A 25,458-nucleotide genomic window follows, 5' to 3' on the forward strand; every position below is an offset into this window, starting at 1 on the left:
TGAGGTTCATCTTCCGTAAATTTTTACCAGTTCTGAGAGCCGCCTGGAGAGTTCTTCTGATATCATCCTCTCCTGTAACCGCCATCTCCAGTTCCCGTGTTCAGTACCTGGTTTATTCATTCTTGCAGATGAATCAAGTCCCAGAATATCCTGTATAGGTATGATTGCAGTATTGGCACTGCTCATCATCGCTAGACGGATGAATATATCAGATATCTCATGAATTTCGGGCTCCCTTCCGAGGTATGCAATAAGCCTTTGTTTTTCTTCATGAGTTGCATCCAGTTCATACCATCCCCTGACCGGTGTATTATCATGGGTCCCGGTATACACAACCGAATCTTTGGGGATATTATGAAGAATGTACGGGTTATCCCCGGTTGGGGAACTGAAGGCAAAGACCAGGACTTTCATTCCCGGAATCATAAACTCTCTCATAATCTCTCTGACATCAGATGTGATAATGCCCAGATCCTCCGCAATAATCGGGAGGCAGGGAAATTCTTTCACCAGGGTCCTGATGAAATCCCAGGCAGGAGCCTCTATCCACCTTCCTTCGATTGCGGTATCTGATCCTGCTCTGATCTCCCAGAATCCAACAAGCCCCCTGAAATGATCGATCCGTACATAATCAACCATGGAGAGTTCTCTCTTCAGTCGTAAAAGCCACCAGGAAAACCCGGAATTCTTTATGGCATCCCAGTCATAGAGTGGATTATTCCATACCTGCCCGGTTGCACTGAAATAATCCGGAGGGACACCTGCAACGAATGTTGGCCTCCTTTCTTTATCCAACCGGAAGAGATCCGAATAGGTCCAGACATCACTGCTATCGTAATCGATATAGATGGGAATATCACCGATAAGTCGAATACCGGCATTATGGCATTTTTTCCTGAGTGCCTCCCATTGGCCGGAGAAGATATACTGAATGAACTTCTCACGTTCAATTACTGAATTATTCTTCTCCTGAAACTCATGAAGTGCCTGGGGATCCCTCTCTTTCAATGGATGAGGCCAGTCTGACCAGACAGCCGGGGCATAATATTTTCTGATTGCGGTAAAAAGAGCGTAATCATCAAGCCACCATGCCTGTTCACTACAAAAGTCGATAAACCGGGGGTCTGATCCGAAATACGCAAACCGGTTATACGCCATATCAAAGAGCCGTTCCTTATATGCAATGACGGCTTTATAATCTACTTCATCACGAGGTCCCTCCAAACCCTCCTGCAGATCTGAAGGATCAAGATAGCCGTCATTGACCATCTCCTCAGGACTGATGAGGAGAGGATTACCTGCAAAAGCAGAGATAGAATGGTACGGGGAGTTATCATACCTGATATCGGTTGGATGGACCGGAAGGATCTGCCAGTACCGCTGTCCTGATGCCTGTAAAAAATCAACAAACCGATCTGCCTGAGGCCCCAGATCGCCAATCCCGAACTGACCGGGAAGTGAAGTGATGTGAAGAAGAATGCCACTCCCGCGGGTCTTCATTCTACGTCTCCATACGTCTTCATATACATTATTCCGCGATTCATGTCAATCTGATTATGGATAATTATTCTGCACCCATCCCTCAATGGCATCTGACACCTAAGTACTCACCAAGCAATGAATATTCCCGTATCCAGGTCTGCGCATGGTCATCGCCGGTCTCCATGGTCTGTTTCATCGTATGACACATATGCTGACCTATTCGGAAATATGTGTTCTGGCATGCCCATAGATCCATTGAGAGAGACATTGGGGAGAGAAGGCTGAATAACTTGTTTACTAATATTATGTCTTCAATCTGGTCTGGCTCTTTTTCAATACCACTCAGAAGTCTTGCAATGGTATGAGCAGCATGGACTGAGAGAAGTTTTGTATCAGGAAGGAAATTTCCCCTGTTCATATCATCAAGTATCCTCTGAATTCTCTCAATATGAATAATATCCTCATCAAGACAGGCAATAAGTTCCCTATTTAAGGTGTATTGGATAGGAAAATCAAGTGCTATAGGCGAAGGTATATTCAGTTCCTTCATTGCAGTAACAAACGGAAAATGTCTGTGGCAGAGTTGATGGTATGCATACTGAGCACTTTCCAGGGCTTCATTGAGAATACTATACATTACTTTTCTTTTCCCATCCGGAAACAGGTGCCAGAGTGAGTACGAATGAACATCAAAATGTCGATCTAGTGACAAAATCATACCTGGAAGATCACTTTTTGTAAATGCATTCCATATATCCTCTTTAATCTCTTCAAAATCATTTTCAGATGAATAGGTCCGCACTCCTCCGACGAAATTATGATCCCCCATATGAAGAGCGATAAACATCAACGTTGACTCTTTTAATGTACTCTTCGATCTAAAGAGGGCATGCCCCATGGCCAGCTTTAAACTCCCGGTCTCTGCCTGTTCATATGATTTACAGCAGATCTCATAGAGACTCACCGGTGATTCATCAGGTCTTCCTTCAATCAGGGACATGATAGCAAACTGAAAAGCCAGTCGGTTGATATCAAAAATGGCAGTTTTTACATATTTCGTGTAGATATCCCCGCCATTTCCAAGATGTGCCAGATTGGAAAAACCTTTTTCAAGATACCTGATAAATTCAGGTTCAAAGTTCATACCGGTCACATCACGTGCCAGCTGCATCGCCCGGCAGGCATACATCATAATCTGGACGGTTTCAATGCCGGCAAGATCATCAAAAAACCACCCGCAACTGGTCTGCATAAAGAGGGCATTCTTCTGCATCTCAAGAAGTTTGAGGCATCGTGTTATCTCTTCAGGATTGGGTGTCCGTTTCGCATATGATGTAAAGAAACGTGATATCTCTTCATAAGTGCGGTGAATGATGATGTCACCGTAGGCATCCCTGATCTGCCAGGGATCATGAAAGAATACTTCCATCTCCCGTTCAAAAAGGACCGCCAGTTCATTGATGAGCCATGATATCGCATCCCTGAGAGGCCTCCGCCATTTCTGGTTCCATGGTTTAAGATTATACGGGGATGACCCGGATGTGAATGATGCTGGATAACAGACCGATGTATCCGAAATCAGGCAGGCGTATAACGCCCGGCAACCACAATCATCCTCCCAGCGTTTCACACCATGACTACAGCTCCATGAGGTGTTTTCTGCTATGGCCACTTCATATACGGGCGGAAATCTCTCCAGGTATTCGCCGTATATAGTAATCTTTGCCAGATTCTTTGATTCAATCTCATGGAGGGCATATGCCAATGCCATATCAGCAAACCGGTGATGATGTCCATATGTCTCTCCGTCGGTTGCAATGGAGACCAGATGTGGCCTATGAGAATCGCGTGGGAATGCCTCAATTAGTCGTCTCGTGAACTGGTCGCCATTTTCGAGCAGGTTTCCAAAAGCCACCTCCCCTGCTATTCCCGGCTCGTAAAAAAATATGGCAATGGTTCTTCCTGAGGGAAGGATGCACAGATATGGTCTGCCGATATCCAGTGTTTCTTTGGTAACATCGCTCCAGGTCTCTTCTCCTATCTTTCGAATCCGCCTGGCCTGGTGAGGTGCAAGGATGGTAAACCGTATCCCATGGAGGGCAAGAAGATCGAGGGTTTCATTATCGACAGCAGTCTCAGATAACCACATCCCTTCCGGCATCCTGCCAAACCGGTAGATAAAATCTTTCACCCCCCAGAGTATCTCGGTTTTTTTATCCCGGCTGTTTGCCAGAGGCATAATAAGGTGGTTATATATCTGGGCGATTGCGGATCCATGACCCGAAAAGATCTGCTGACTATCTTTATCCGCCTGAAGGATGGCCTGATAGACCTCCTGGTTATGGTTTTTTAGCCATGAGAGAAGGGTCGGCCCGAAGTTGAAACTGATTCTGGAGTAATTATTTACAATATCGATGATCCGGCGTTCAGATCCGAGTATTCGTGACGCTGCGTTTGGGGCATAACATTCATTGGTGACCCGTTCATTCCAGTCGTGAAAAGGAAATGCAGATTCTTCAATCTCAATCTCTTCCAGCCATGGATTTTCCCGTGGAGGCTGGTAAAAATGTCCATGAATGCAAATATACCGATTGATAGAGTTCACCCAGCCTGGATCCTGAATCATGTATGTATCTCTTATGAAACTTTTCATGGTTTGATAGTTTTGTTCCTCTCCCCGAATGGGGGACCTGTCCGTGAGATTATCCGGGTAGTGACAGGTATATCAAAATTTTGAGATCTCTATCCTGTTTTATCCGGAAACTGCCAAAAAACATATATATCTATGCCAGTACTGTTTTTATTGGATTTATGAACCCAGATAACCGCAATAGTCAGGTTCAGACAATAATGGCTACGATCTCCTCTTTGATGGCAAGCAGGCGGATTGAAGATAAACTTCGTGCAGCATCCTTACTTGGACAATATAAGAATGTCCTTCCATCCCATTTTCTGGATCGCATCCTGGAAGAACTGAAAAAAGATACGCATACCGAGATTCAGGAGGCATTACGGCCATTATTAACGTCTGAAGAGGAAGAGACAAACCCTGTTCCTGTATCTAATAAAGAGATTATTGCCGGGTACTCCGGTTCACTTGAAAGTGCCCTGAAAAAAGCGCTTGATATCGCAAATATCTTTGATCTTTCTCATGTAACTGCCAAAGCATTACGGCAGCAGCTCCTGGAAGGACGAAATGGATCAGAACATGATCTCTATTCAGATTTTGTCCAGCAAAAATCCAGAATGACACCTGAACTTGCACTTTTCCCGCAGATATCCTTGAAGGTCTCTCCCATCGGAGCATTGTCTGAAGTGATCCGGATTATCCCCGAATTATCCAAAAAAGGGGAGAAAGGAAAGATACAGTCAGAACGAAAGAATATCGAGACAAAACTTGACGAAATTCTTGAAACTGATCAGGAGATATCATTTAATATTGCCGGATATGAACTCCTCTATACCCTTGAGCGAATGATGAGGGACCTCATCCATCAGCGAATTGTAAAGCCCAATATGGATAATCTCCAGACAAAGATCCCTGCCGATGTTCTGGAGGGTATGAAAAAGCGAAAAGAGGTTGAAGAGAATAATCCAATATCCATCGGTTCATATGAGCTGATTGAGTACTGTGATTTTACTGACCTTAAAAAGATTCTTGAAAAGGGTCGAAATCATGAATCTTTCTCTGATATTTTCTCATTTGAAGAGATAAAAACGGTCTATAGCAAACTTGGTGAACTTGATCCCATTCGTAAAAAAATTGCCCATTCCCGTCCTCTGACAAGAAAAGAGTTTGAACGGCTCAGGCTTTATGCGACAGATATTCTAGACCGAATCAGAAAATAAGAGAGCTGATTCTCTGACTTTTTTTCATTATCTATATCTCACCGTTCGCTGATCTTAAATTCAGATTCCTGAATTGATCCCAATTGAGTATAAACACTAATATCAACATTCATCAGATTTAAAATCTCTCGATGCTTTTGATTTATCCCAGTAATTGTGTAAAAAACCTGTTCACCATAAAATGAAACTAACAAATAAATCTCTTTGAAAAACTCAATAATTCTTTCAGTTTTAGGATTATTTACTATTTTCGTTGGATTATATTCGAAAAGACCACTCAAACCCTGACCTCTACTTTTCAGCGAATCCCTGACTTTTTTCTCAATAATAACAAGTGGTCTCATTACAATAGTCAAAAACTTCACTAAACCATCAATTCTGTCATCTCGTTGAATAAACATTGGGGCAAGTGAAAGTGCCTTTCCCTTCAGCCGATGAAATTGATGCTCTATGATATACTGATCACGGTAAGTCAGAACAACATCTTGCATCGATAATTCATTTTCTGGTTTATTTGTTACATATACCCTCCATCCTGATAATTCCTGCGCTTGTTGAAGGGCTTGCAAGTTAATAGTTGGTTTAACCTCAATTCTCGTCGATTGTTCAATTCTGGCGGGATTGTTTCCGTATTTTCGTTTTGGAGTATTACTAATATGCTCGATATACTCAACTTCGAATACCGCTGTTAATCCCTTATCTCCAAGAATAGCATGTACTTTTTCTTTTGCTTCCTCGATTGTTCGGTAAATTTTCTTTCCCTTTCCTCTTTTATTCATTGAATTTATCTCAAAGAAAGCTTTTTTTACTTGCTCTTCAAGTGATAATCTGAATTTATTTGCATGAGCAAATGATTTTGCGTAGATTAGCCGTTCCTCCCAGGTTATGATTTTCCCCTCATATTCCATTGAATGAGATATTTTTTTCTCAAATCCTTCGGCTATAATCGCATCGCTTCCATCATAGTACGATCGTGAAACTTGTGTGAAGGAAAGATTAGACTCCTGATGTGCTATGATTGCAGAATAAATTTCCTGAGTAGGATGAGAGACTTCTGATAACGGGCATAAATAAAAGTCATTATTGATAGTCGTATACAAACGAGTTGCTATGGCACCCATTTTGCAATCTCCCACAAAAAGTAATCCAGATTGTCCCGTAGATTTTTTCACCTTTTCCATTGCAGGGATATAGAGAGGATCATCAGCACAATTTCCAGGGACTACACTAACGGTGAGGGGCAAACCCAGCACATCAAGCACTGAAAGTACGATTTTTATTTGAGGGAGGGAGGCGTCATCTTTTGAGTTGCCAAATTGTATTAATCCGTTTTTATCGATAATTCCATTGCTGTTTACTGTTGTCATATCAAGACGGACGATGTTTTCATCCGTTAAACCATATATACGCAGTGTAGAACGATTTAATTCAGATTCAAATCGGTTCCAAAGTTCATTATTGTGCAATAGAGATAATATACGAGCCAAATGGTCATCAGTAAAGCATTTTGGACTAAATTGAAAACCAATCAATTTTTCCAGTAAATTTTTTTTGGTAGTAACCCACTTCTCCAAGGGACACATACGATGATCATTTTCGGTCAGGCAGTAGCAGATCCAAATGGCAATCGTTTCACCAATCGGCAAACCCACCCAGTTTCTGTGAGGCGAATATACCTCATTCAAAATTCGTATGATTTGAAGTTCTTTTAATGTTTCAAAGATATATGGGATTCCGCCGATGTGTTCAATTTGATGTGTCGGAGCGATCATCCCATATATATGTACACTTCTCAGATATAAAGTTAAGCTTTATAATTTAACATTTACCTTATAAGATCAGCGAAAGGTAAGTATATATATCGGATCAGTAGATTCCTGCTATGAATGGAAAAATTCCCGGGTCATCACGAATAGGGATTCTTACATCTGGTGGCGATGCTCCTGGTATGAATGCAGCAATCAGGGCTGTATACCGTGCCGCACATGAACTGGGTATTGAAGTAGTCGGAATCAGGAGAGGATTTTCCGGGCTGATTGAAGGGGATTTTTTCCTAATGGACAGATCGCATGTGGCAAATATTATCCACCTGGGTGGCACTGTCCTTGGAACTTCGAGATCTGAAGAGTTTAAGACGAGTGAAGGACGGAAAAAATCTGCAGAAAATCTTAGGAATGCTGAAATAGATGCCCTCCTTGTCATAGGCGGTGAAGGTTCATTCAGAGGTGCCGACCTCTTCAATGATGAGACTGGTATCCCGACTATCGGCATTCCGGGCTCTATCGATAATGATATTCCAGGGACTGACTTTTCTATCGGGTTTGATACCGCCATAAATACTGCCCTTGAAGCGATTGATAAGATACGGGATACGGCAATATCTCATGGGCGGTTATTTTTTGTTGAAGTGATGGGAAGGTCTTCAGATCTCATCGCCATCGAGAGCGGCATTGCCGGTGGAGCTGAGTACCTGGTTCTCCCAGGGGATCATGATGCCATTATGGATCTCTGTGCCAGGCTGACTGATGCGTTTTCAGCAGGAAAGCGATACGCCATCGTAGTTGTTGCGGAAGGTGAGAGACCGGGTTGCAGTTTTGAGATATCAAAAAAGGTATCAGAGCAGATAGATATTGAGTCGCGGGTGGTGGTTCTGGGTCATATTCAGCGGGGAGGAAGTCCGACCGCACGGGATCGGGTCCTGGCTGCTAAACTCGGGGTAAGTGCTGTCTACGCATATACAAAAAGTCATGCCGGGGTGATGGTTGGTGAACTGAGACGGAGCGTGGTTCTTACCCCCTTTGATAAGGTAATCACCGGACGACAGAAACCAGAACCGAATATTATCCGCCTGGCCCACATTCTGACAAAATAATCTCCTTGTTCAGTTTGGCCCTGATTGCCATCCGGTATCCGCAGATGACCTGGATGGTATCACCACATGCCTCATTCATCGCCTGGTTTCCGGTATCGATATAGAGGCTTTTTGTGTTTTTCAGTTTTGCTTCTGTTGCAACCACAATAAGGGCATCGATACCAGTTCTTGCCAGAACATGATGACTTATCTGCTGGTTTCCCCGCCCGAGAATAAACCCCTGTGCTCCAATGGGGCTGATAATTATCTTCACTTTGCCATAATGATCGAGAAGGCTGAGAATCTGTCTCTCATTCAGATCACTCCCGACAACTCTGCCCCGATATACTGCATCAACCCCGAGGAGGGTATGACTGATCCCAAGACGCTCTGCAATTGCACCTGTTGTGCTCCCTGCTCCAAGAAGATAGAGGGTATCATCACGCATAATCTCTGTAATGAACGACGCTATCTCTTCTGTTGCCCGCCGGTCATCACCACAGGAGATCTGCTTGCATGACTGGCAGGGGATAGATGATGAAGGAATTTTTGCATAACCAAAAAGCCTGGTATTCAGATTTCCTTTCCGGTAATCTTCCTCATCCACATCCATGACTTCTCCGTCGGTATACGAATATCCGTTCCATTGAGAGAGAAGTTTTGCTGCAGACTCCGGCGATGTGGCAAAAACTCCGGAATAGATCTTGACACCGGTCGGAATACCCAGGATAAGGGTTTTTGCTCCGGTACAGGAGTACACGTCCCGTGCTGTCCCGTCCCCTCCACAGAATATGATGATATCGCAGTTATTTTGAAGAAATTTCTTACATGCCTCAATGGTATCCGCAGCGGTGGTGGATATGGATGTATTCTGGTCAGATTGAGAATTATCTGGATGATACTGGCAGGTATAGGAAATTTTTGCAGATTTCAGTTCATCTTCCCCCATCTCCCCGCCTGCCGTGAAAAAAAGGAGATCTTTCCGGGTTAGGCCGGATAAAAACCTGATTGCTTTTGCAGGAGATTCTCTGACTGCACCCCTCGCTATTGCTTCCTTTATTCGCCCGTCAGTTCCTTTCAGGCCTACCGCACCACCCATCCCGGCATAGGGATTGACGATAAACCCGACTTTTATCATGAGATGGCAGGGAGTTTTTTCAGGGATTCTGCAATCAATTCTGCCGGATATTCATAATCAACGAGGGATCCTGCAAAGTATCCTTCATAACTGGAGAGATCAAAGTGCCCATGTCCACTGTTATTAAAGATGATAGTCTTTGCCTCTCCGGTCTTTTTGCATTCAAGTGCCTTGTCGATTGCAACCCTGATGGCATGTGCAGACTCTGGTGCAGGAATGATACCTTCTGCACGTGCGAACATCACCGCTGCATCAAACACCTCATTCTGATAGACGGAGGTTGAATCAATCAACTGATCTGCATGAAGTCGTGATACCAGTGGTGCCATTCCATGATATCTGAGCCCACCGGCGTGGATGGAGGGAGGGATGAAATCATGACCAAGGGTGAACATCTTCAGGAGCGGCGTCAGTCCCGCCACATCTCCAAAGTCATAAGCATACATCCCTCTGGTCATGGATGGGCATGCAGCTGGTTCTACCCCGATGATCTCCACATCCGGATTCTTCCCGTCAATCTTATCCTTCACAAATGGGAAACAAAGACCGGCAAGATTTGACCCTCCACCTGCGGAAGCAATGACGATATCTGCTGTCTCATCAACCATATCAAGTTGTTTTTGTGCCTCCTGGCCAATGATGGTCTGATGCAGGCAGACATGATTGAGGACACTACCAAGTGAGTAATTTGTGTTGTCATGGGTTGCTGCATCCTCAACCGCTTCAGATATGGCGATTCCAAGACTACCGGGGGTGTCCGGATCTTTTGCTAGGATCGCCCGTCCGGAGTTGGTATCTGGTGATGGCGAGGGAACACAGGTGGCTCCCCAGGTCTGCATCATCATCTTCCGGTATGGTTTCTGGTCATAACTTCCCCTGACCATGTAGACTTTACATTCCATACCAAAGAGCTGGGTGGCAAATGCAAGGGATGAACCCCATTGACCTGCACCGGTCTCGGTGGCAATCCGTTCAATCCCTTCTTTCATATTATAATATGCCTGGGCTATGGCGGTGTTTGGCTTATGTGAACCGGGCGGACTTACTCCTTCGTACTTATAGTAGATCTTTGCCGGAGTTTTCAGTATCTTTTCAAGACGGTGTGCACGGAAGAGCGGGGATGGTCTCCAGAGGGTATAGATATCCCGAACTTCTTCAGGAATGTCAATGTACCGGTCCTGGCACATCTCCTGTCTGATAAGTTCTTTTGGAAAGATTGGTTCGAGATCCACAGGTCCGACCGGCTTTTTTGTCTGGGGATGCATAGGAGGATCGAGAGGGGTTTTTAAGTCTGCCTGAATGTTATACCACTTTTTTGGGATCTCATTCTCATCGAGAAGTATCTTTGTGTTCATGTATACTTTAGTTTATCAATGACTATATTTATACATTCGTGTACGAATTTGGAAATTGTGATTCAGTCACAAAAATTTCGGCGATTATGAAATATGGAATTAGGTCCTTGTTTTCAGGTATACAGCGAAGATTATTATCAGAATGGCAGGCCAGATCATGGCCCATCCGGTAAAGCAGAATATTATCCCGGTCAGAACCAGAGAAACGGCACTGACTCCCATACCAGACCAACTGTCTTTCATGAGCACAAGACCTGCTGCACATCCAGCAAAATAGGTGAGGATAAACGTCGCATTTGGTATCTGAATGAGCACATCAAGAGTTATTATCCCACTAATATAAATACCGAGTATCAGATAAAAACAACAGAAAAGGAACGCCAGCCCGCCGACAGGGGTCTGGTAAACCGAATGAAGGAGTGAGAACTGCCGTGGTGCATACCCTGCCTTTGAAATGGCATAGGCAAGCCGTCCTGCAGCACCGGTATATGCAATCGCCGGAGCAGTCGTAATAAACAGAGTAATAATGCCTGCAATAATTACTCCGGAAGTCCCGAAGGATAGATGTATCAGATGAATGAGGGAGACTTCAGATATTCCCGGTCCATAACTCTTCGTCCCTATGACGGCACATGCAGTTGCCAGGTACAGAATACTGATGATCACCGAGGCGATGATGGTGCCCCTGACCACATCCCTGCCCGGGTCTTCAAACTCTTCGGTGACATGTGAGATAGCCTCCCACCCAAGAAAACACCAGAAAATGAGCGTTGCAGCATGACCCACACTCGGCCATCCGTGTGGCATAAATGGAACAAAATTGGAAGGTTCGATGGCATGGATACTTCCTACTACCGCTCCGATAAGGATGGCAATGGTCGCAGCAACAACGGCCATCTGAACCCCACCGGTCAGTCGCATCCCGAAAAAATTCGTTCCCACAGCAATGAAGATGATAATTCCGGTGATAATTAGTCTGCCTGTTTCGCCCAGACCAAACGCTGTTGCTGCATATCCTGCACCGGTAAGTGCAATTATGGGGACTGCCATGATGGCTGATAGTAGAAAGAACCAGCCGACAAGCATGCCGATATCTGCATTCCATGCTCTGGTCACAAAATACGAGACCCCTCCGGCGTGGGGGAACCTGACCGAGAGAAATCCCATACTCAGCGCCATTGGTATCGAAAGAATGCTCATCAGGATCCAGGCAAGAATAGATGCAGGACCTGCTGAATCGGCAGTAAGGCCAGGTAAGAGTAAAATCCCTGAACCCAGGACTGATCCGATATAGAGGGGAATAATCTGCCAGAGTGACAGGGATGCGGTTTTTGGTATTGATGGCTGCACGGATATCACGAATATTAGAAATGGCTTTATGAACCTCTATCCTTAGTATTCAGACAAGAAAAATACATCCCTGAACATACTGGTAATCAATTATACCTTTTCTTCTTCACGGATGCTTTCCAACCATGCATTGAAACGACGAACAAATGTAATTCTCACCTCCTGGTTATCATGAGATATCTGAGTCAGATTTGGTTCATGAGTAATTTTGCATACCGCTGGTATGGTATCAGACACTCCATCCCAGGTATTTACTGGGAAACCTGCCCGTTTTAACAATGGATCCCATGTTGCATCTATCAGTTTCCATTCACCTGTAAGAAAAACCTCTAAACAGAGATGGACTGATGATGGAAGTTCTGGAAAAAGAATGGTTATTGATTCCGGATAATCAATTGGCTGATCCTGCCACCTGAACGGGATGTACCTATATCGGGTCATGAATCCGAGTTGTTCTAACATCCATGAAAGAAGTTGGTGTTTCGGTCCGCACCATCCTTTATTTTCAGTAATCATCCGCCGAATGATATCTTCTGATTCATTCCAATCGGGGACGATTGCATATGGGATATCCCTGATATGAGTAAAGACAGAAATAAGGCTTTCCTTTTTTAAAAGGCCTTTCGTCCACTCTTGTAATAAGGAAGAGTAAAAAGTATTTCCGCTCATTATGTATGGTTTTTTATATCTCACGATCATAAGGATTTAACCCCAGTTCAGGATACATATAAGAGGAAAGTTGTATCTTTCTTCAGCTCTCATCTTTCCTAGGACTTTTCATCCATAGAATGTATGGAGGATTCACACCGGTGTCAGAAGATAATCTGAAAGCAGTTTGTATTTATGCCCGGAATCAGAAGGGGGTCCTGAAAGAGATAGCCGGGACCTTTGCAGACCATAATGCAAATATTGTCATGATCCATCTGGAGACGATACATGGCAGGACTGAAGATGTTTTTGATGAACTCTACATTGAATATGAAGGTGAAGTTCATCAGGATGATCTCCTCAGTGCCTTACAGGAACTGTCCGGTGTACGGGATGTCATTCAGCATGTTTCTTTTGGGGATATTTATGGAAAACGGGTTATCATCATCGGGGGAGGGGCCCAGGTAGCCCAGGTTGCCATGGGAGCCGTCAATGAAGCAGACCGGCATAATATCAGAGGAGAGCGGATATCTGTGGATACCATCCCACTTGTCGGAGAAAAAACGCTTGCCCAGGCGATTGATGCCGTGACCCGGCTGCCCCGGGTGGAGATCCTGGTTCTTGCCGGCTCAATCATGGGAGGAGCAGTTTCAGAATCGGTGGATCGGGTGAAACTTGCAGGCATTCCTGTTATTGCCCTGAATATGGCTGGAAGCGTTGCTGACCATGCCGACCTTGTCGTCACCGATCCCATTCAGGCAGGAGTGTTTGCCGTGATGCATGTATCTACCATAGCAGTATTTGATGTAAACCGTGTAAGGGGGAAAAAATTCTGAATATATCATTAGAACGGGCATTAGATGTCCTGATGCATGATGGTCTGGTTGTATATCCGACAGATACCCTGTATGGTCTTGGAGCTGATGCCTTATCGGATGAGGCAATTCTGAAAGTATTTGAAGCAAAGGGCCGTGAATATCATAAACCCATCTCGATTGCGGTATCAGATCCTGACATGATTGGTGCGGTTGCCTATGTGGATGAGATGGCAGAGCAGTTTATTGAAGAGTTCCTTCCCGGACCGGTCACCCTCATCCTTCCTGCACGAAATATTTTATCAACACGGCTTACCGCCGGGACGAAAAAGATAGGAATCAGGTATCCGAACCATGAGGTGGCCCTTGAACTGATATCCCGGTATGACACTCCGATAACAGCAACCAGTGCCAATCTGTCCGGTGGTCCTGACCCTGTCACGATTGATCTCTGTAATGTACCGTATGACTGTGCGGTAAATGTCGGACCACTCTCTGGGACGCCCTCAACGGTCGTTGATCTGGAGTTTCGTGAGATCATCCGGGTTGGAGCAGATATAGAGTCAGTCGCATCATTTCTGGCAAAGTGGTCCTGATGAAACCGATTCGACTTCGTGATTTTGTCAGGGATACGAATGGATGGTACTATGCCGTTGCAACCTATGACAACACCTTTACCATTGGATCGGTCCTGCGATATATCCCTGACCCGGCCGGAGACCGGACTGATGGAACCGGAACCAGGTACCGGAAGGTAGAGTTTGAAGAAGCGTATCGTCTCATCGCAGAGCATCATCCTGACTGGGCAGGTCTTGTTCACCGGATTCCGCATGATCAGATAACTGCCGTATTAAAACCGGATGAAGCGATAGAACAGATCGCATCTACTCATCCGAAGGTTGCACAACTGATAAAAGCCCTCCATCTTCCTCCTTGTACCTTTGGTGTGACGGGTTCTCTTCTTTGTGGTCTTGGGGGAGAAAATTCTGACATTGATGGGGTCGTGTATGGTCCAGCCTTCAGACATGCCCAAAAGCAGCTGGTCAGGGCCATTCAGATGGGTTCGGTTGAGGAGCTGAGTGAAGATCTCTGGAAGACCGTTTACAGGAAACGCAATCCAGATACCTCATATGAAGAATTCATCCTGCATGAGAAGAGAAAATTAAACCGTGGTCAGGTGGACGGGACATATTTCGACCTTCTTTATACCCGTGGATATCAGGATCTTCCAGGTTTTACCATGGAGAAAGGGACCATTCTTGGAAAACGGGTCATTGAAGCTATGGTAATTGATGATCAGTTTGCATTTGACAGCCCGGCAGTGTATGAAATTGATCACCCTGAAATCTCCCGGGTTCTTTCGTTCACGCATACATACACCGGCCAGGCTTTTACCGGAGAACGGCTCCAGGCACAAGGAATTGTTGAAAAGCACGGAAATGAGCAATGGCTGGTGGTCGGGACAACCAGGGAAGCGAAGGGAGAGTATATCAGATCCCTGTCACTTCTTGAGCAGGAAGGATAGCCGTCGTGGTGCATTCTGTGCACACCGGTCCGAAAACCTGCATCGTGAGCATGGAGGATTCAGAGGTTTGTGGGGAAACTCGCCATTATCGATCTCTTTTACCTGTTGAATCAGATGGAGTACCCTTCTCCGGTCTTTCGGTGTCGGTTCATAATATCTGATAATACCTGACCGGACATATTCAATATATATGCCTGGTGTTTTCACAGCACCGGCCTCTTCAATGCAGAGCAGAAAGGCTGCAGTTCTGATTGCATCCTCAGCCCAGCACCCGGTTTTCGGAGCCATAGTGCACCGGGTCAGGGTATATTCACCATTTTGTGCATGATATTTATCAAGGAGCCCATGAATTCCTGCTCTCTCTGATCGGACAGAAATATCAGTCTCTGTCCAGGGTCTGACCGGAGCATGTTCCATTGCCATGAGACAATCTCTGAGGAAATGCCTTTTATCTTCTGATATCTCTGGATGTATCATATGAAGAGTATACCAGAGTTCCTCTTCGGTCGAACCCTTCTCTGCGCATGAGACCAGTTTACAAATACTGTACTGTATCGCAGGTTTTGAGGGGATATCTTTGTAAAAGAAATACTGCCGTGGACAATGAAATGCTCTGATAAGAGATGATATTGCAATACCATTATCCGGATTTTTGGAATAGCACGGTTCGGTCATTTTATTGGAACAGGCGTCAAACAAGTGTGAGATGGCATCAAATGAAATTCAGGTAACTATACCACCAAATGTAGAGCCGGTCTACAGTAATATGATCCAGATAGCTTATAAGGAAGATGAATTTACGTTCATTTTTCTGCATCAGATACCGGGGATCAACCAGGCACGGGGAAAGGCCGTTGTCAGTATCAGTCCAAACCATGCAAAAAACCTCCTCGCCGTTCTGCAGCGGACCGTCGGTGAATATGAACAAAAATTCAGGACCCTTGAGGCTCCCCAGGATAAACAGCAGAACGTTACTGCAATGACCGGATATTCATAAAAATATTCTCTTAAAAAAATTTAGTAAACCCTTCCTAGGGTCTCGTTTCTCTATTTTTAATAAATTGGTGAAAAATGCAGTCCCAGAAAGGTTTTGGGAGATTAGTATACTCCCTGTGCTTTCACCCGGTAGATCTGGTACAGCAGTCTTCCGACAACCCGGTACATCATATCCAGTTCTTCAAAACTTGGGATACTGTGTGAATGAAGGATATGCCGGCCACGATCCATCGATGCTCCCCCGAGCAGTGTTGGAATAATTCTCTTATCAGTGGACTTTGAGAATTTGAGTATCTGATTTGCCAGCTGTTCGGATGAGAGGATGTTGTTTGGGAACCCGACGATAAAGCACATATCCCAGAGTGCATCGTTCTTTGCAAGCACTTCAAAGGTCTTTTCAAACCGTGCCTCGGTTGCGTCACCGAGCAGATCAATTGGGTTTCCACGGTTCCAGAACTCAGGAAGGAACGAGTCCATCTCTTTGACCAGGTAATCAGGCAGGTCAATCATCTTGATACCGTACCGCTCGGTATAGTCAGATGAGAGCACCGCAAATCCTCCTGCGTTGGTAACAACGATGGCACGGCGACCTTTGGGATAACGCTTCGGATGAGAGAGCATCTCTGCTGCAAGGAATGCACCGGTCAGGGTGTGTACAAGCAGGACACCTGATTTTCTGAATGCCTCAACATAGACATCATAGGATCCGGACAGGGACCCGGTATGTGATGCAGCTGCTGCCTGACCACGGGCAGATGACCCGGCCTTTAACGCAACAACCGGTTTATGCCTGGATACCTCGCTCACGATCTCCATAAAGGCTTTTCCGTTCTTGATCTGCTCAATGTACATGATGATAACTTTTGTCTCCGGGTCTGCGGCGGCGGCCCTGAGATAATCAAAGAAGTTCAGATCAGCCTGGTTCCCGACAGATACCACAAAGGAGAACCCGATATCCTTGGTAAGAGACCAGTCAACAACGGTGTTGACGATAGCACCACTCTGTGAGATGAAAGCAATGTTCCCCGGATTTGGTGACTGTGCAACATAGGTTGTGTCAAGCCCGATCGGTGGGATGATAAGTCCGAGACAGTTTGGTCCGACGATCCTGGTCCCGTATCGGTGCGCAATCTCAACGATACGTTCCTCAAGCATCCGGCCCTCCTCGCTCATCTCCTTAAATCCGGCGGTAATGACAACCGCAATCTTGACTCCCTTCTTTCCACACTCCTCCATGACCCCGGGGACGTGTCGGGCAGGGACCGTGATAACAGCAAGGTCTATCTCATCATCAGGAATATCAAGAACGGTGGGGTAGGCTTTCAGACCTTGAATGGTGTCACGCTTGTTGTTAATCGGGTAGACTTTCCCAGGGAAGTGGAGCAGGTTATGCATGACCGCATATCCCATCTTGTTCTTGTCATCAGAAGCACCTATGACCGCGACAGACTTTGGCTTGAAATATTCCGGTGGGATTGGTTCAAGTTCGACAACATCAAGAAGATGGATGTCATTGTCCATGATGATACGGGCATCAACTGCACAGGCACCTGAATCATATAACCTGATCGGGTTGATATCAAACTCACGCAGGTCCTTTTGATCCTCAAACATCTTGCAGACGTTCTTGATGATCTGAATAAGGCACTCCTCATCCTTGGGTTTGGAACCGCGGTATCCGGTGATGAGCGGGTAGGAGTCAATATCTGTGACCATCTTCCTGATCTCATCCTCGTCAATCGGAAGGATACGAAGGGTAACATCCTTCATCAGTTCAACAAGAGTACCACCGATACCAAAGGTGATCACCTTTCCAAAAGTTGGGTCAGTCTTTCCTCCGATGATAAGTTCAAGACCGGGAGCTGCCTGGTTCTCGACAATTACTCCATGAATGTCAGCATTCTGGTTATAGGCACGGGCATTTGCTACAATCTGGTTAAATGCAGACTGGGCTGATTCTTTTGTTCCAATACCAACAATCACACCCCCGGCATCACTCTTATGAACGATATCCGGTGAGATGATCTTCATCACTACCGGAAAACCAATCGCTTCTGCTGCTGATCCTGCGTCTTCCGCCCGTGTAACAATCCGGTACTTCGGGGTTGGAATCCCATATTTTGAAAGCAGATCATATCCTTCAGATTCACTGAGCATCCATTCTGTCATGTATAACCTCTGCTATGTCATGCCGGATCTTCCGACTTCAACAAATGACGTATGATGATTCGTCAAATTCTGCACTTACGATGTGAGCCACCAACCCATATAAAACAACCGTATCTGTCGATCAATGACAATTCAAGAAAATAATAAAGAATTTAAGGAATTGTCCATGATAAATAATGATAATTGGGGTGAATAATTATCTCAGCCGAAGAGTTGCACAAGCCTGAACAAAAAGTATACTATCCTGACCCGTGTTACCGGGATTCAGCGCTCATTCACGATTATAATGAGTTATATTATGAATTTGAAAAAGACCCGGACGCATTCTGGCGCAGGATTGCATCAGATCTCCTCTGGTTCAAACAATGGAATAACGTCAAGGTATGGAACCATCCCTACGCGAGTTGGTTTACCGGCGCTGAATTAAATATCACCTATAACTGCCTGGAGCGGCATGTCAATAATGACCGGAGAAACAAGGTCGCCATATTCTGGGCAGGTGAAAATGGCCGGGAACGGATATTCACCTATTATCAGCTCTATAAAGATGTCATGCGGATGGGCAATGCCCTCAAGTCCCTTGGGGTTCAGAAAGGGGATCGGGTCTGTATCTATCTTCCTGGTATTCCTGAACTAGTAGTTTCTATGCTTGCCTGCGCCCGTATTGGAGCAGTCCATACCGTAGTCTTTGCCGGGTATGGAGCAAAAGCCTTAAATGAGCGTATCACCGGTGCAGGAGCAAAAATCGTCATTACTGCAGACGCGTCAGTGAGGCGTGGAGGCAGCATACCCTTAAAGCCAATCGTCGAAGAGGCTCTGATCAATGCTCCGACTGTTGAGCGGGTCATCATCCTGAGAACCCAGGAACCAAAGGTAGGCCTTCTTGATGAGTTTGAACTGGATTATGAAGAACTCATTGCGCAGGCAGATCGGTATTGTGAGCCAGTCCATGTAAACTCTGAAGACCCTCTCTTTATTCTCTATACATCAGGAACTACCGGAGCCCCGAAAGGTATTGTGCATGCAGCCGGCGGATACATGGTCGGTGCCTACTACACAACAAAATATGTTCTGACACTTCGCGAGAATGACGTGTACTGGTGCACGGCAGATCCCGGCTGGATCACCGGACATACCTATGGTATCTATGGCCCGCTCCTGGTCGGCGGGACGATTTTCCTCTCTGAGTACACTCCTGATTACCCTGATGCCGGGATCTGGTGGAAACTTATCGAGGATTACGGCGTTACCATCTTTTACACAGCACCGACGGCGATCCGGATGTTCATGCGGATGGGAGAAGAATGGCCGGATAAATATGACCTCTCTTCCCTCCGGCTTTTGGGCTCAGTTGGTGAACCGCTCAATCCTGAAGCATTTGAATGGTTTTACAAACATATCGGAAAGAACAAGTGCCCCATTCTTGACACTTGGTGGCAGACCGAGACCGGTATGCATATGGTAACAACCATGGTCGGCCTCCCGATGAAACCAGGATTTGCAGGAAAGCCAATACCTGGTGTAATTGCTACCGTCGTCAATGAAGAAGGAGATCCTATTCCACCAGGAACTACCGGATATCTTGCTATCAAGGAACCCTGGCCTTCCATGATGAAGGCAGTATACCAAAATGATGAGCGATACCGCCAGTACTGGAGCTTTGGAAAATACGGATATTACAGCAGTAATGATCTGGCGGTCATGGACGAAGATGGCTACATCATGCTCCTTGGCAGATCAGATGACATCATCATTGTCGCAGGTCACAATGTCGGAACTGCCGAGATTGAAAGTGCGCTGGTTTCACATAGTGCTGTTGCAGAAGCGGCTGCAATTGGGAAACCGGATCCACTGAAAGGAAATATTATCAAGGCGTTTGTTATCCTGCGCAACGGAGTGGAACCATCCCAGAAACTTATCCACGACCTGAAATACCATGTCCGTATCATGCTTGGACCAATATCAGTTCCTGCAGAGCTTGATTTTGTTGATAGTCTGCCCAAAACCCGCAGTGGAAAGATCATGCGGCGGGTATTAAAAGCAAAAGAAATGGGTATGGATCCTGGTGATATATCTACCCTGGATGAATAATCATCCAACTCTTTATATACTGTTTTAATAGATTTATAACCATGTCTGCAACTCCAGATACTTCGCTCCGGATAGAAAATATCGTGGCTTCAGCGAAGATATCAGAATCCCTGGACCTCCCCCAGATTGCATCTAGCATAAAGGATGCGGAATATAACAAAAAGCGGTTCCCGGGTGTTGTTATCCGGATGCAGAACCCAAAGATAGCGGCATTGGTATTTGGATCCGGAAAAGTGGTACTGACCGGAGCAAAAAGTGTTGAGAGTCTGAATAAGGGACTTGAGATACTGGGCGATCTGCTGCGTTCCCTGAACATCGAGATAGCAAGCGAACTGACATATAAAATCCAGAACATTGTCACGTCCGCTGACCTTGGATCCGGTATTAACCTAAACAAGATTGCCGTCGGATTCAACCTTGAGCGGATTGAGTATGAACCTGAACAGTTCCCGGGTCTGGTATACCGGCTTGAGGATCCAAAAGTAGTAGTCCTGCTCTTTGGATCAGGAAAACTCATCATCACCGGCGGCAAGGAACCTGAGGATGCGAAGAAGGCTGTGCTGAAGATCGTTGATGATTTGAAAGGGCTCGGGCTTTTATAATCTGGAGATCATTCATCTGAATTTATAATTCAGATTCTATATTTTTATATACAATAGAATTTATTGTACATAGTACCGTTTTCCGGGGGATTATTGTAGCGTCACAATATGGATACGGTATCTGATTGACAGAGAATGTACGGAGAACTCTCCAAAATACAGAGGTTCCCGGGTTTATTTTTCTATTCTCTGCTTTTCCGGACAGATTAATCTTGCCATAAAATGTGAATAAATCTCCCAAAGAATGGAAGTTTTTGATTATGGTAATCCGATTATACGGGGACCGCTCTCTTCCCCGATGATGACCGTCGTCTTTGAAGTGAATTCAGCAAAAATGCCACAACTTACTACACCAGGAATCATATTGATGGCAGTCTCGAGAGCCGACGGGTCCGGGATGCTGACCGGCGTATAATCAAGGATGATATTACCGTTATCAGATATAACTGGCCCGTCCTTTTTTACCCCTTCCCTGACAGTCACCATTCCACCCATTTCATTGAGCCGGCGAATGACATGGCTGAATGAAAACGGGATTATTTCAATCGGTATTGGTCCGGTCAGATGCGAGCATATCTTTGACGGGTCAGCGACGATGATGAGCCGGGTTGAGGCATCGGCTACTATCCGTTCTCTGACATGAGCAGCTCCCCGGCCCTTGATAAGCCTCATTTCAGGATCTATCTGATCTGCCCCGTCAACCGTGATATCAATCTTCTCTGCCTGTTCAAGACCGATGAGTGGGATTCCGAGAGCTCCTGCCCGCATGGTTGTCTGGATAGATGTGGGGATCCCGACAATCAACAGACCCTCTTCAGTCATTCGCTCTTTTAGTCGTGCCATCGTAAAGGCAACGGTTGATCCGGTCCCAAGACCGACCGTCATGCCATTAGTAATATAATCAGCAGCCTTGTAGCCTGCCCGTTTTTTTGCCTGTTCCTGGGGGGATAATCCGCTCGTATTCATGGTTCTCCTGAATTTTGTGTTGGAAAATAGTTAGCGATATCGTTCTATTCTAATGAAAACAGTCTTCTTAAGTCATCGGTCCCTGCATAAGCGGTGCAGTCAAGGGTGATAGGGGTGATAGAGATGTTCCCTTTGTGGATGGCATGCACATCAGTCCCTTCCGGAGCATCGGTAACCAATGGACCGTTGATCCAGTAATAGGGTTTTCCCCTGGGATCAAGCCTCTTTTCCACCCCGGTAATAAACAAATGTTCGGCAAGATGGGTAATCTCATATCCGCCGGTTATGATGGAGGGGATATTTACATTCATGACATGAGTAAAGGAAGGAAATCCTTTCTCAAGAATCCTTCTGATGACGTCACGCACCACCCCTTTGGACTCTGAAAACCGATCTGCGAGGTGTCGTGCATCATCAAATTTCTCTTTCTGATCTTCAATCTGGAGGGAGAATGCCACGGCAGGATATCCATGATTTGCCGCCTCCAGGGCAGCACCCACGGTACCGGATGTGGTAATGGCCTCATATGACAAGTTTTCACCAATATTTATCCCTGATACAACAAGATCTGGCTTTACTCCCAATGCAAAAAGCGCAAGTATGACCGAATCGGTTGGTTTTCCCCCGACTGCATAGGCGGTAATATCACCCCGGCTCACCGTGTTCACTCTGAGTGGTTCAAATATGGAGAGTGACCGTCCGACAGCACTCTGCTGGGTTGCAGGAGCACACACCACAACATCAGCCCATTCAAACAGGGCATCATAGGCAGCCCATAATCCCTCCGAATTAACCCCATCATCATTGGTCAGGAGAATACAGGGTCGTTTTAGGGAAAAATGGTGATGTGATGGTGTACTGTCAGGAGGAGATCCTGAAATCATGTATCCCGATTATTAGTTCTCCTGCTTCTTAATGGATCATCAAAACTGCCGGTTTTCAGATATCACCAGCAGACCCGGGTACCCCGAATCGGATTATTTTTTTTCTGATCCTGCCAACAAGTAGCGATGAATATTCTGCTTGCTGAATATACCGTCAGTCATGATCCGACGTTAGCCCCTGAAGGTCGCGCCATGCTTGATGTACTGACACGCAGTTTCACAAAGATTGGATATACGGTTCACAGTCCTGAACCGGGCAGGGATTTTTCTGAAGAGATAGCCCGTCTTGGTGCACAATGCGATGAGGGGCTGGTCATCGCTCCTGATCACCTGCTGGCCAGGTTTACCAAAAATCTTGAGGATGTTACCAGAAATATCGGATGCAACTCATTTTCGATTGCAGTCTGCGCGAATAAAAAAAGAACCGGACAGATTTTACAATCACATGGCATTGATGTTCCAAAAGAGGTCACATCAGGAAAACGCATCGTCAAAGAGGTATCCGGATGTGGAGCGGTCGGTGTAAGGCTGACCGATGGGCCGGCAGGGGAAGGAGAGTTTGGCCAGGAGTATATCGAGGGTGAACACTATTCCATGAGCCTTGTTGGTGGCCGGGTCGTCGGTGAGGTGTGCCTTTATTATACTGGAAAAGGTCCCCTGCTCCTTGCATTAAACCGTCAGGATATCAGGTTTAACAAAGATGGGACGGTCGCCTACCATGGAGGAGAAACACCAGTCGATCATCCAAAGAAAGAGGAGATGTATGCTCTTGCGTCAAAGGCGGTTGAAGTGCTGGGTTGTCAGGGGTATGTCGGGATAGATATGGTTGTCAACCCTGACCGGATTGTCATTGTTGATGTAAATCCACGGCCGACTACGAGCATTATTGGTATTGACGCATGCATGGAGGAAGAGATTGCACAGGTGATCCTGGATGCATCATATGGACGTTCTCCTGAATCAGTTCACCTAATTGGCCATGCATACTTCTCTTCAGAGGGTCAGGTTACCTATGATCGGAGTTGACATCGGAGGGGCAAATCTGAAGGTAGTCGATGAAGCCGGGGCCCATATTCACTATTGCCCACTCTGGAAAGAGACGCCAATAAGAGAGATATTACAGGACTATTCATCGGCAGATAATGCTGCGGTTGTGATGAGTGGTGAACTGGCCGATTGTTTTGCATCAAAGCAGGATGGTATTGAATTTATCTTCACTGCTGTCCGGGATGTCTTTCCTCATGCCATCTTCTATGGAACCGATGGACAATTTCATACAACGCCTGTCAGTGATCTTGCCGCGGCAAACTGGCTGGTGATGGCTGATGTTCTCCGTGACCGGTATCCTGATGCTGTCTTGGTTGATATGGGGAGTACAACCACGGATATTATCCCCCTGAATGCCTGGGAAACCCTGAAAGGTCAGACCGATTTTACCCGCCTGAAAACGGGGATGCTTTTATACTATGGTCTTCTTAGAACTCCTGTTTCATCTCTTATCAGGTCAGTCTGTCTTGACGGATCTCCAGTTCGGGTGAGCACTGAATATTTTGCCTGTGCCGGAGATGCCCATGTACTGATGGGACTTATACCGCCGGAGATGTATACAACAGTACCTCCTGATTCCTGCAGTCCGTCATGGGATCATTGTATGCGCCGGATGGCACGGATGGTTTGTGCAGATGTAGCGGAGATTGGAACGGAATATGTTCTGCATATAGCGCAGGCATATGTGCATGAGGAACAGGTATGTATTACACAGGCGGTTAGATCTGTGATGGAGCAGTATGCATGCAGACGCATTCTGACAGTGGGTGTGGGATCAGGTCTCCTGTCATCATGGCTTGATGCGCATGATCTCAATCGCGACATGGGGTCACTTTCTGATGCAATGCCGGCATGGGCGGTTCGGGAGGCAGGTTTACGAACCGTCTGATCCTCTCCTTCCTTCTCCTGGCAGGATCTCTGGGAGGAAGTCTCCTCCTCTGGTCTCTGGGGTATCCGTTCTTCTTTCTGTTTCTCTTTATTCCTCTGATACCACTTCTGGGAAGGGATCACGAGATTCACTATTGTCCGGTCTGTGGATGGGAGACGGCTGGGAATGAACGGTATTGTCCCTATGATGGGAACAGGCTTGAATGGAAAACAGACCGGTCACACCGATAATGGTTGCTGTCCATACCGGTGGATCTCTTTTTGAGGGTGCGATGACCCGGGTGATATGGGGCAGTCATTCAGGGTTTTTTGTGCTGTGATATTTCTCCGCGCTATCGTCTTCCGGTTTTTTTCAGTAATAATGATATACCGGTCGGACTGAATTCCCAGTTGCTCAATAATATGGTCATAAGTGACTGAAAGGAGAACGACCGGGGCTGTGTGGCGTGCATGGGTTCTGCATTCTTCTGCGAGAATCGGAATACTGTTTTCATATTCCTCAAAATGCTCACGTGAATACAGAATAAAAAGAAGGTGTGATTCATCTTTTCTAATCGCCCCGATAAGTCCGCTCATCCCCTCCATTCTTCTGAAGTCGATCCGGTATTTCTGATCAGGAGGAAGACAGAGCAGCGGTTCTGCATGCCCGAAGAAGAGAAAAGTTATTGGACCATGGACTGTTCTGACTGGCCCTGATATGAGCGCATTCTGGAGATCCCGTCCGGGCGCGATGTATACTGAAAAGGTATTCTGATTTATTTTCCTGAGTGTTTCATATCGCCCGGCCATATCTTCAGGTTTT

At 45.9% G+C, this 25,458-nt stretch carries 23 protein-coding genes; 11 read left to right on the forward strand and 12 right to left on the reverse strand.

All coding sequences use genetic code 11. The features are described 5' to 3' along the window. Positions 1–6: 6 nt before the first annotated feature. Positions 7–1,500, reverse strand: a complete 1,494-nt coding sequence (gene malQ / locus MHUN_RS02885; RefSeq protein WP_011447599.1) for a 4-alpha-glucanotransferase — start codon at positions 1,498–1,500, stop codon at positions 7–9. An 82-nt stretch (positions 1,501–1,582) separates the two neighbouring features. Next, entirely contained in the window at positions 1,583–4,108 is a 2,526-nt protein-coding gene (locus tag MHUN_RS02890; protein WP_052288806.1) for a DUF3536 domain-containing protein, read from the reverse strand. A 185-nt stretch (positions 4,109–4,293) separates the two neighbouring features. On the opposite strand from MHUN_RS02890, the gene MHUN_RS02895 reads away from it, so the two are divergent. Continuing rightward, complete coding sequence (locus MHUN_RS02895) at positions 4,294–5,331, forward strand: hypothetical protein (RefSeq protein WP_143709334.1); 1,038 nt, start codon at positions 4,294–4,296, stop codon at positions 5,329–5,331. Between the two features lie 38 nt (positions 5,332–5,369). On the opposite strand, the gene MHUN_RS02900 is transcribed toward MHUN_RS02895, so the two are convergent. Further along, a complete protein-coding gene (locus MHUN_RS02900; RefSeq protein ID WP_011447340.1) occupies positions 5,370–7,103 on the reverse strand; it encodes an IS1634-like element ISMhu4 family transposase in 1,734 nt (577 codons plus the stop codon). A gap of 110 nt (positions 7,104–7,213) precedes the next feature. Between MHUN_RS02900 and pfkA the strand changes: the two genes are divergently transcribed. Then, the gene (gene pfkA / locus MHUN_RS02905) at positions 7,214–8,203 is read left to right on the forward strand and encodes a 6-phosphofructokinase (RefSeq protein WP_011447602.1); all 990 of its coding nucleotides are present in this window, start codon (positions 7,214–7,216) and stop codon (positions 8,201–8,203) included. Here pfkA and MHUN_RS02910 read toward each other — a convergent pair. The 4 genes from MHUN_RS02910 to MHUN_RS02925 form a co-directional block, all read right to left on the reverse strand. Further along, entirely contained in the window at positions 8,172–9,320 is a 1,149-nt protein-coding gene (locus tag MHUN_RS02910) for an ATP-NAD kinase family protein (protein WP_011447603.1), read from the reverse strand. The two genes, pfkA and MHUN_RS02910, sit on opposite strands and share 32 nt — an antisense overlap. Next, positions 9,317–10,675: a TrpB-like pyridoxal phosphate-dependent enzyme gene (locus MHUN_RS02915; RefSeq protein WP_011447604.1), complete on the reverse strand. Its 1,359-nt coding sequence runs from the start codon at positions 10,673–10,675 to the stop codon at positions 9,317–9,319. Before MHUN_RS02915 ends, MHUN_RS02910 begins: the two co-directional genes overlap by 4 nt. Positions 10,676–10,774: 99 nt before the next feature. Then, entirely contained in the window at positions 10,775–12,025 is a 1,251-nt protein-coding gene (locus MHUN_RS02920; protein ID WP_011447605.1) for an APC family permease, read from the reverse strand. Between the two features lie 90 nt (positions 12,026–12,115). Then, positions 12,116–12,694 (reverse strand): hypothetical protein, encoded by a 579-nt coding sequence (locus MHUN_RS02925; protein WP_143709335.1) that lies wholly within the window; start codon positions 12,692–12,694, stop codon positions 12,116–12,118. Between the two features lie 140 nt (positions 12,695–12,834). Between MHUN_RS02925 and MHUN_RS02930 the strand changes: the two genes are divergently transcribed. Genes MHUN_RS02930 through MHUN_RS02940 form a run of 3 tightly spaced genes read left to right on the forward strand, consistent with a single transcriptional unit; the run spans position 12,835 to position 15,013 of the window. Next, positions 12,835–13,509, forward strand: a complete 675-nt coding sequence (locus tag MHUN_RS02930) for a DUF5612 domain-containing protein (protein ID WP_011447607.1) — start codon at positions 12,835–12,837, stop codon at positions 13,507–13,509. Continuing rightward, a complete protein-coding gene (locus MHUN_RS02935) occupies positions 13,506–14,084 on the forward strand; it encodes an L-threonylcarbamoyladenylate synthase (RefSeq protein WP_083758387.1) in 579 nt (192 codons plus the stop codon). The genes MHUN_RS02930 and MHUN_RS02935 overlap by 4 nt, the downstream gene beginning before the upstream one ends. Continuing rightward, positions 14,084–15,013 carry a DNA polymerase subunit beta gene (locus MHUN_RS02940; RefSeq protein WP_011447609.1) on the forward strand — a complete coding sequence of 310 codons (930 nt, stop codon included), beginning with the start codon at positions 14,084–14,086 and terminating at the stop codon, positions 15,011–15,013. Before MHUN_RS02935 ends, MHUN_RS02940 begins: the two co-directional genes overlap by 1 nt. On the opposite strand, the gene MHUN_RS02945 is transcribed toward MHUN_RS02940, so the two are convergent. Beyond that, a complete protein-coding gene (locus MHUN_RS02945) occupies positions 14,990–15,688 on the reverse strand; it encodes a CRISPR-associated protein Cas4 (protein WP_011447610.1) in 699 nt (232 codons plus the stop codon). The two genes, MHUN_RS02940 and MHUN_RS02945, sit on opposite strands and share 24 nt — an antisense overlap. A gap of 31 nt (positions 15,689–15,719) precedes the next feature. On the opposite strand from MHUN_RS02945, the gene MHUN_RS02950 reads away from it, so the two are divergent. Beyond that, entirely contained in the window at positions 15,720–16,010 is a 291-nt protein-coding gene (locus tag MHUN_RS02950) for a DUF3467 domain-containing protein (protein ID WP_011447611.1), read from the forward strand. A gap of 101 nt (positions 16,011–16,111) precedes the next feature. On the opposite strand, the gene MHUN_RS02955 is transcribed toward MHUN_RS02950, so the two are convergent. Continuing rightward, positions 16,112–18,178, reverse strand: a complete 2,067-nt coding sequence (locus tag MHUN_RS02955; RefSeq protein ID WP_011447612.1) for an acetate--CoA ligase family protein — start codon at positions 18,176–18,178, stop codon at positions 16,112–16,114. 213 nt (positions 18,179–18,391) lie between these two features. Between MHUN_RS02955 and acs the strand changes: the two genes are divergently transcribed. Together acs and MHUN_RS02965 are read left to right on the forward strand one after the other, a co-directional pair. Next, on the forward strand, positions 18,392–20,269 hold the full coding sequence (gene acs, locus MHUN_RS02960) for an acetate--CoA ligase (protein WP_011447613.1): 1,878 nt from the start codon (positions 18,392–18,394) through the stop codon (positions 20,267–20,269). Positions 20,270–20,310: 41 nt separating this feature from the next. Beyond that, entirely contained in the window at positions 20,311–20,871 is a 561-nt protein-coding gene (locus tag MHUN_RS02965; protein ID WP_011447614.1) for a TATA-box-binding protein, read from the forward strand. A 258-nt stretch (positions 20,872–21,129) separates the two neighbouring features. Here the strand turns inward: MHUN_RS02965 and rpiA are convergent, their stop codons facing one another. Continuing rightward, positions 21,130–21,837, reverse strand: a complete 708-nt coding sequence (gene rpiA / locus MHUN_RS02970) for a ribose-5-phosphate isomerase RpiA (protein ID WP_011447615.1) — start codon at positions 21,835–21,837, stop codon at positions 21,130–21,132. Positions 21,838–21,881: 44 nt separating this feature from the next. Beyond that, a complete protein-coding gene (surE, locus tag MHUN_RS02975; protein WP_011447616.1) occupies positions 21,882–22,721 on the reverse strand; it encodes a 5'/3'-nucleotidase SurE in 840 nt (279 codons plus the stop codon). A gap of 126 nt (positions 22,722–22,847) precedes the next feature. Between surE and MHUN_RS02980 the strand changes: the two genes are divergently transcribed. The 3 genes from MHUN_RS02980 to MHUN_RS02990 are packed head-to-tail and all read left to right on the forward strand — an operon-like array spanning position 22,848 to position 24,887. Beyond that, positions 22,848–23,747 carry an ATP-grasp domain-containing protein gene (locus MHUN_RS02980; protein WP_011447617.1) on the forward strand — a complete coding sequence of 300 codons (900 nt, stop codon included), beginning with the start codon at positions 22,848–22,850 and terminating at the stop codon, positions 23,745–23,747. After that, a complete protein-coding gene (locus MHUN_RS02985; RefSeq protein WP_011447618.1) occupies positions 23,734–24,657 on the forward strand; it encodes a hydantoinase/oxoprolinase family protein in 924 nt (307 codons plus the stop codon). Before MHUN_RS02980 ends, MHUN_RS02985 begins: the two co-directional genes overlap by 14 nt. Further along, positions 24,621–24,887, forward strand: coding sequence for a hypothetical protein (locus tag MHUN_RS02990; RefSeq protein WP_011447619.1), 267 nt, complete (start codon positions 24,621–24,623; stop codon positions 24,885–24,887). The genes MHUN_RS02985 and MHUN_RS02990 overlap by 37 nt, the downstream gene beginning before the upstream one ends. Here MHUN_RS02990 and MHUN_RS02995 read toward each other — a convergent pair. Further along, entirely contained in the window at positions 24,876–25,445 is a 570-nt protein-coding gene (locus MHUN_RS02995; protein WP_011447620.1) for a hypothetical protein, read from the reverse strand. The two genes, MHUN_RS02990 and MHUN_RS02995, sit on opposite strands and share 12 nt — an antisense overlap. Positions 25,446–25,458: the final 13 nt, after the last annotated feature.

This window comes from Methanospirillum hungatei JF-1 (assembly GCF_000013445.1).
Classification (GTDB): Archaea; Halobacteriota; Methanomicrobia; order Methanomicrobiales; family Methanospirillaceae; genus Methanospirillum; species Methanospirillum hungatei.

What these genes read in the sequence shown, in the direction of transcription:
- malQ (WP_011447599.1), bottom strand. Translation starts at nt 1,500, where the DNA reads ATGAAGACCCGCGGGAGTGGCATTCTTCTTCACATCACTTCACTTCCC.
- MHUN_RS02890 (WP_052288806.1), bottom strand. Translation starts at nt 4,108, where the DNA reads ATGATTCAGGATCCAGGCTGGGTGAACTCTATCAATCGGTATATTTGC.
- MHUN_RS02895 (WP_143709334.1), top strand. Translation starts at nt 4,294, where the DNA reads ATGAACCCAGATAACCGCAATAGTCAGGTTCAGACAATAATGGCTACG.
- MHUN_RS02900 (WP_011447340.1), bottom strand. Translation starts at nt 7,103, where the DNA reads ATGATCGCTCCGACACATCAAATTGAACACATCGGCGGAATCCCATAT.
- pfkA (WP_011447602.1), top strand. Translation starts at nt 7,214, where the DNA reads ATGAATGGAAAAATTCCCGGGTCATCACGAATAGGGATTCTTACATCT.
- MHUN_RS02910 (WP_011447603.1), bottom strand. Translation starts at nt 9,320, where the DNA reads ATGATAAAAGTCGGGTTTATCGTCAATCCCTATGCCGGGATGGGTGGT.
- MHUN_RS02915 (WP_011447604.1), bottom strand. Translation starts at nt 10,675, where the DNA reads ATGAACACAAAGATACTTCTCGATGAGAATGAGATCCCAAAAAAGTGG.
- MHUN_RS02925 (WP_143709335.1), bottom strand. Translation starts at nt 12,694, where the DNA reads ATGAGCGGAAATACTTTTTACTCTTCCTTATTACAAGAGTGGACGAAA.
- MHUN_RS02940 (WP_011447609.1), top strand. Translation starts at nt 14,084, where the DNA reads ATGAAACCGATTCGACTTCGTGATTTTGTCAGGGATACGAATGGATGG.
- MHUN_RS02945 (WP_011447610.1), bottom strand. Translation starts at nt 15,688, where the DNA reads ATGACCGAACCGTGCTATTCCAAAAATCCGGATAATGGTATTGCAATA.
- MHUN_RS02950 (WP_011447611.1), top strand. Translation starts at nt 15,720, where the DNA reads ATGGCATCAAATGAAATTCAGGTAACTATACCACCAAATGTAGAGCCG.
- MHUN_RS02955 (WP_011447612.1), bottom strand. Translation starts at nt 18,178, where the DNA reads ATGACAGAATGGATGCTCAGTGAATCTGAAGGATATGATCTGCTTTCA.
- MHUN_RS02965 (WP_011447614.1), top strand. Translation starts at nt 20,311, where the DNA reads ATGTCTGCAACTCCAGATACTTCGCTCCGGATAGAAAATATCGTGGCT.
- rpiA (WP_011447615.1), bottom strand. Translation starts at nt 21,837, where the DNA reads ATGAATACGAGCGGATTATCCCCCCAGGAACAGGCAAAAAAACGGGCA.
- surE (WP_011447616.1), bottom strand. Translation starts at nt 22,721, where the DNA reads ATGATTTCAGGATCTCCTCCTGACAGTACACCATCACATCACCATTTT.
- MHUN_RS02980 (WP_011447617.1), top strand. Translation starts at nt 22,848, where the DNA reads ATGAATATTCTGCTTGCTGAATATACCGTCAGTCATGATCCGACGTTA.
- MHUN_RS02985 (WP_011447618.1), top strand. Translation starts at nt 23,734, where the DNA reads ATGATCGGAGTTGACATCGGAGGGGCAAATCTGAAGGTAGTCGATGAA.
- MHUN_RS02990 (WP_011447619.1), top strand. Translation starts at nt 24,621, where the DNA reads ATGGGCGGTTCGGGAGGCAGGTTTACGAACCGTCTGATCCTCTCCTTC.
- MHUN_RS02995 (WP_011447620.1), bottom strand. Translation starts at nt 25,445, where the DNA reads ATGGCCGGGCGATATGAAACACTCAGGAAAATAAATCAGAATACCTTT.